Origin of the sequence: Microcoleus sp. Pol11C2, from assembly GCF_036701505.1 — a bacterium.
Lineage (GTDB): Bacteria > Cyanobacteriota > Cyanobacteriia > Cyanobacteriales > Microcoleaceae > Microcoleus.
Map to the genome: position 1 here is coordinate 1 of NZ_JAUBQX010000097.1, position 6207 is coordinate 6207.

The 6207-nt window shown below is 46.8% G+C and carries 3 protein-coding genes and 1 other RNA gene; 2 read left to right on the forward strand and 2 right to left on the reverse strand.

What is annotated here, in order from left to right; all coding sequences use genetic code 11:
* Positions 1 to 593: 593 nt before the first annotated feature.
* Both ssrS and QUA42_RS27195 read right to left on the reverse strand, forming a co-directional pair.
* Positions 594 to 781: non-coding RNA, 6S RNA (gene ssrS, locus QUA42_RS27190), on the reverse strand.
* A 50-nt stretch (positions 782 to 831) separates the two neighbouring features.
* The gene (locus tag QUA42_RS27195) at positions 832 to 2094 is read right to left on the reverse strand and encodes a 5-(carboxyamino)imidazole ribonucleotide synthase (protein WP_333141748.1); all 1263 of its coding nucleotides are present in this window, start codon (positions 2092 to 2094) and stop codon (positions 832 to 834) included.
* Between the two features lie 338 nt (positions 2095 to 2432).
* Between QUA42_RS27195 and purD the strand changes: the two genes are divergently transcribed.
* Both purD and QUA42_RS27205 read left to right on the forward strand, forming a co-directional pair.
* Positions 2433 to 3713, forward strand: a complete 1281-nt coding sequence (gene purD / locus QUA42_RS27200) for a phosphoribosylamine--glycine ligase (protein WP_333141750.1) — start codon at positions 2433 to 2435, stop codon at positions 3711 to 3713.
* A 162-nt stretch (positions 3714 to 3875) separates the two neighbouring features.
* The gene (locus QUA42_RS27205) at positions 3876 to 6041 is read left to right on the forward strand and encodes an ATP-binding protein (RefSeq protein ID WP_333141752.1); all 2166 of its coding nucleotides are present in this window, start codon (positions 3876 to 3878) and stop codon (positions 6039 to 6041) included.
* Positions 6042 to 6207 lie beyond the last annotated feature (166 nt).

Consider the following 6207-nt stretch of genomic DNA (forward strand, 5'->3'; position numbering starts at 1 on the left):
GATAGGACGGAGGGGAGGTTAGGGTGATTTAAAATTAAGTTAGGGTCTAAATCTAACTTGTGAATAAAGGTGTAAAGCAATACTCCGGACAGTTTTTATATGGCCCAAGGGCTTATGCTCGCTTGACTTTGAGCCACTGTGGATAATTAAATCAATATCAGCTCCACCCCTGACTTACATTTAATTCGACTTTTTTATGCTCCTGGCCCCGCGTAAGCTTGTAGTCTCGTTCCAAAAACTGTCCGGAGTATTGGTATAACGCAGTTTAAAATGATAGTTCACTGGCGTTCACTGTTAGAGGATTCCCCTTGTACTTGACCGCTTTAGGCTAGCAGTTTCGGTTACTTTCGTGGTCTGCATTCCATCTCGTTCATTGCTTACTTGAGGCGTGACCGGACTTCAAATGAAGTCTTTTACGTAGGAGTAGCAGGTGTGAATCAGCTAGGAAAGTGGTCTTCCCATGCTAAACAACCTTATCAGGTCGCGCTCGACTAAACGAATCGCATCTAAACTCCAAGTATGAGTAAAAGCGTTTATCTCAAAAAAAATAGGCTAGCTATATTTCACAGCGCCTATCTCAATCTAAATTTTAATGGCTCCCCGCAACGCCGTCTTACCTCAGCTTTTGACCTGGTATTTTACCAGGTGGGTACCGTTGGCTCGGACTTAAAGTTTCTGGGTACAAGCCCAGTTTACTGCTGTCCAAACATCTTGATTCCCGAGAGTTAAGAGTTATAGATCAAAAAAACATTATTGGCAGTCACCAACGTCGCAGTAGAACCTTTATTTAATATATACCAACTAACCAGATTTTGGCAAGCTTCGAGCAATTTAACTTGCATACCAGATAGATTCAACGGTTTGAGCGAGATCCTCTGCTGACGATCGCCCCTGAGCCGCCAAGTCCGCGTCGAACACAACTGTAACGTGACCGAGTTTGCGGCCCGGACGCGATTCTTTCTTACCATACCAATGTACAAAAGCACCGCTAATTTGTGCCAGTTGTTTTCTTTTTGCTAAATAATCGGACTGGGCCGACTCGTAGCCTAGCAAATTTACCATGACAGCGCCTGCACATTTCAGAGCCGAATTACCTAAAGGCAGTTGACAAACTGCGCGCAAATGCTGTTCAAATTGTGAAGTTTCGCAAGCATCGATGGTAAAATGTCCCGAGTTGTGGGTGCGGGGTGCAATTTCATTGACTAACAGCTTATTATCAGCGGTTAAAAATAATTCAATGCCGAATACGCCGACAGCTTCTAAGCTGTTGAGGAGAGTGCGGGCGATCGCACAAGCTTCAGTTTTCACATCTAAGCTAATATCAGCGGGCGCAATCACGAGATGACAAACCTGATTTTGCTGCTGAGTTTCGACGATCGGATAAATCGCAATTTCGCCATTTGCCGATCGAGCTGCAATTACAGCCAACTCGCGATCGAACGGCACAAACTCTTCCACCAGCAAAGACTGACCTTGGAGTTTAGCACGAATTGACTCCAAACTCCCTCGATCATTCACAATAAAAGTACCTTGGCCGTCATAACCGTGGCGGCGAACTTTGACGACAAAGGGAAAGTCGATCGATCCAGCATCCGAGTCTCCTTCCATTTGCACGCTGTCGGAAACAGAAATTGCCTGAAAGTCGATCGCCACCGCTTTAAACAATTCGGGGGGCAAATCTGCGCTGCAATCCCATTCCCAAAACCTCGGAGTTGGCAAACCCAAACCTTGTAAATAACAGCGCTGAACGTACTTATCCAACAAAGGAGAAAGCGACGACAAACTCGGCTGAAATAACACACCTTGCTCTTCTAGCGGTCGCAAACTATCCAAATCCACAAACTCATTTTCAAAAGTAATAACATCGCAGCCAGCCGCCAATTGAGCCGTAGCCAAAACATCATCCACAGCCGCCAAAACAGCACCAGCAGCAACAGAAACTGCCGGGTCACTAGCATGGGGAGTTTGCACTACCAATTCAATACCCAGCGCACTAGCAGCATCCCCCATCATCGAAGCTAGCTGGCCGCCGCCGACAACGCCCACCCGCTTAAATTTGGCAGACGAACTCGCAGCGGTTTGATTTGATTTCATGTGAGTAAAATTCCCCAGAGTCAACCTGCCTATCTTATCGCTATTTGTCCCCGGAGCAATTATAGTAATTGCAGAGTTAAAAGCCAGAAAAGAGTTTTAATTGCCTGATTAAATCGAGGCAGAACCCATAAAAATTGGGCAGCTAAAGTCTTTAATTATTGCACGCTCGCAGCCATTGAGAAACAGCCGTCGAACCCCACTCCTCCAGAAAAGTGCCACATCTAGCAATTCCCTAGCGCCAAGCATGGCATAATTGACAGCACTGCAAAAAGCAGATAGACAGATGCCAACACTGAAAATCAGACATTCAGGGAACAAAATTTATAGGTGAGGATACTGTGAAAGTTTTAGTTGTGGGAAACGGAGGTCGCGAACACGCGATCGCAAAAAAACTGCTAGAATCTACGCGGATTAAACAAGTATTCTGCGTACCGGGCAACGGCGGCACAGCTACCACCCAAGGCTGTCAAAATCTGTCGCTCAACATCGACGACTTCCAAGGCATCGAACGCTTTGTGATGGTCAACAACATCGGATTAGTCATCGTCGGCCCCGAATTGCCCCTATCGCTAGGCATCGCCGACTATTTCCAACAGAAAAAACTCATGATTTTTGGGCCCACCCAAGCCGGTGCCCAAATTGAATCCAGCAAATCCTGGGCCAAAGAGTTGATGCTCGAAGCAGGCATCCCCACACCCAAAGCTGCCGTATTTACAGACGCAGAAGCAGCAAAAGCATACGTTCTAGAACAAGGAACCCCAATAGTAATCAAAGCAGACGGACTCGCATCAGGCAAAGGAGTCACCGTTGCCACCACCGTCAAAATGGCTCACAGCGCCATCAACACCATTTTCCGAGGCGAATTCGGCACCGACAACATCCGAGTCGTCGTCGAAGAATTCTTAACAGGTCAAGAAGTCTCGATTCTCGCCCTCACCGACGGCATCACAGTGGAACCGTTGCTGCCGGCCCAAGACCACAAGGCTATCGGCGAAGGCGACAAGGGAGCCAACACCGGCGGTATGGGAGCCTACGCCCCAGCGCCCCTTGTCACCCCGGAACTCATGGAAAGGATTCAAGAAGAAATTCTCGAACCCACCCTCGCAGCACTGCAAAAACGCAAAATCGACTACCGGGGTGTACTCTACGCAGGTTTAATGATTACGCCAGAAGGAGAACCCACAGTCTTAGAATTCAACTGCCGTTTCGGAGACCCCGAAACTCAAGCCGTTTTGTCACTGCTGGAAACTCCTTTAGAAGATTTGGTGCTGGCCTGCTGTCAGCAGCGTCTCGGTGAATATTCTATTCGCTGGAAGTCGGGGGCCTCTGTTTGCGTAGTTTTGGCTTCTGGGGGCTATCCTGGAAGTTATCAAAAAGGCAAAGTTATTACAGGTATCGAGGAAGCTGAAGCCAAAGGAGCAGAAGTGTTTCACGCGGGCACTCAGTTGAAGCAGCAGCAGTTGGTGAGCGACGGCGGCCGGGTTTTGGGTGTCACCGCGACGGGAGAAACTTTGGAACAAGCTATCTCAAAAGCTTATGCAGCAGTTGATTGTATCCAATTTGAAGGGGTCTACTGCCGCCGGGACATCGGTCGCCGAGCTCTGGGCGATAAAAATTAGGAATTGTGACATCAGCCGCCATCCGAAAGCCAAGCAATCTCAATGTAGAAATGTAACAATGAAGTTTGGTATCTCTGCGGTGGCGGTAGCGGACAAGTCGCAGCAGAAAATTCGATCGGGAGCCAACTGAATTGATCTTGCTTTTAATATTGAACTGGTGAAATGCTGGCCATACTAAACAAAATCGGAGAAATTATTGCCCGCTGGTGGTCGGATTTTACCCTCCAGACCCGCCTGATGGCCGCTGCTACCCTCGTAGTGTCGTTAATTATGAGTGGCCTGACCTTCTGGGCCGTGAATACTATCCAGCAAGACGCCCGACTTAACGATACTCGTTACGGCCGAGACCTGGGCCTGCTGTTGGCAGCAAATGTGGCGCCGCTGATTGCCAAAAACGATCGCTCCGAAGTCGCCCGCTTTTCCCGCCAATTTTACAGCAGCACCTCCAGCGTCCGCTATATGCTTTACGCAGACGAAGCGGGAGATATTTTCCTGGGGATACCCTTTTCGGAATCAGAGGTGGAGACTTCCCTGACGCTGCGCCGCCAGATCAAACTTCCCGATAATTTTCTCGCCGATATTGAGGCGAGAAATTTAACTTCTTTGCCTTTGGTACGGCAGCATTTGACTCCAGATGGAGAAGTTACCGATGTATTTGTGCCGTTAATTCATGAAGACAAATATTTGGGAGTTTTGGCGATCGGCATTAACCCAAATCCGGCAGCAGTTATCTCTTCAAATCTGACTAGGGATGTCACTTTAGCAGTATTTGTCACTATTTGGGTGATGGTAATTTTGGGAGCTGTATTTAATGCCCTGACAATTACTCAGCCGATCAAACAATTAGTCTTCGGGGTCAAAAACATTGCCAGCGGTAATTTTAAGCAGCGAGTTGACCTGCCTTTAGGGGGAGAATTGGGCGAGTTGATCGGCAGTTTTAATGAAATGGCCCAGAAACTCGAAAGTTATGAAGAACAAAATATTGAAGAGCTGACAGCGGAAAAAGCTAAGTTAGAAACTTTGGTTTCAACGATTGCTGATGGCGCGCTTTTATTAGACGCAAATTTGCAGGTGATTTTAGTTAATCCGACGGGGATGCGGATTTTTGGATGGGAAGGTAAAAAGGCGATCGGAATAAATGTTCTGAACATTTTGCCTTCGGAAGTGCAGCAGGAATTGGCTAGACCTTTGCAGGAAATAGCTGCCGGCGATCGCGAAGGTGGCGAATTTCGCATCTCTATGAGCGAACCACTTAATCGTACAATTCGGATTGTTTTAACTACTGTGATTCTGCACAAAGCGCCCGGTGCCGAACCGCTGTGCAGAAGCTGCATCCGCCATGAGGAAGATACCTGTACCGAGCCACAACGCCCGGTAGCTGTAGAGTGTACTTTCTACGAGCAAACCTCCAAGCATCAAGGTTCCGGAAATTACCGAGAAAGTCTCAAAGGCATTGCAATGACAGTGCAGGACATTACTCGTGAAGTAGAACTCAATGAGGCTAAAAGCAATTTTATCAGCAATGTTTCTCACGAATTGAGAACACCTTTATTTAATATCAAATCTTTTATTGAGACTCTCCACGAGTACGGAGAAGACCTTCTAGAAAGTGAGCGCAGGGAATTCCTAGAAATTGCCAATCGAGAAACCGATCGCCTAACTCGTTTAGTTAACGACGTGTTAGACTTATCGCGACTGGAATCCTGCCGAGTTTATCACTTGGAGGCTGTTGACCTCCCGCAAGCTGTGGAACAAACGCTGCGGACTTATCAGTTAAATGCTAAGGATAAAGGCATTGAATTAGAGCAAGAAGTTGACCCGTATTTGCCGCCTGCTTTGGGTCATTACGATTTGTTACTGCAAGTATTTGCAAATTTAGTAGGAAATGCCTTAAAATTTACTCAGTCCGGCGGCAAGGTGGCCATTCGAGCATATTTGCTAGAGCCGGAGGCGCCCACCCACAAAGACGGTCAATCCGTCAACCACAACTTGTCACCGGATGCCCAACATTGTCCGGTAGTGCGGATCGAAATTTCTGATACGGGAATTGGCATAGATCCTGAAGACCAACAAGCGATATTCGATCGCTTTTTCCGGGTAGAAAACCGAGTACACACTTTAGAAGGAACGGGATTAGGTCTTTCTATCGTCAGAAACATTATTGACAAGCACCACACTAAAATTAATTTAGTTAGCGAAGTTAATGTGGGTACCACTTTCTGGTTCGACTTGGCAGTTTATCAGCCGAAACAAACAGTAGACATGGAAAATTCTTGGCCAGTGGAAGCAACTGTGGAAAGTGAAACAATTGCAAGTCACGTTAAGTGAACCCACTTAATTAAACGTAAAATGCGATCGTGTTAAAGCCCCGACTTCTTAAAGAACTCGGGGATATGCCTATTCTGTTTAAAGATTCTCCTATAGCAATCCTAAATGATTTTCTATATTTATAAACAATCCTAAATAATTTTCTGTGTGTAAGTATATTGACGTA

Bases quoted from the DNA above. Each gene is read 5' to 3' on its own strand.
- QUA42_RS27195 (WP_333141748.1), bottom strand. From the start codon at position 2,094: ATGAAATCAAATCAAACCGCTGCGAGTTCGTCTGCCAAATTTAAGCGG.
- QUA42_RS27205 (WP_333141752.1), top strand. From the start codon at position 3,876: ATGCTGGCCATACTAAACAAAATCGGAGAAATTATTGCCCGCTGGTGG.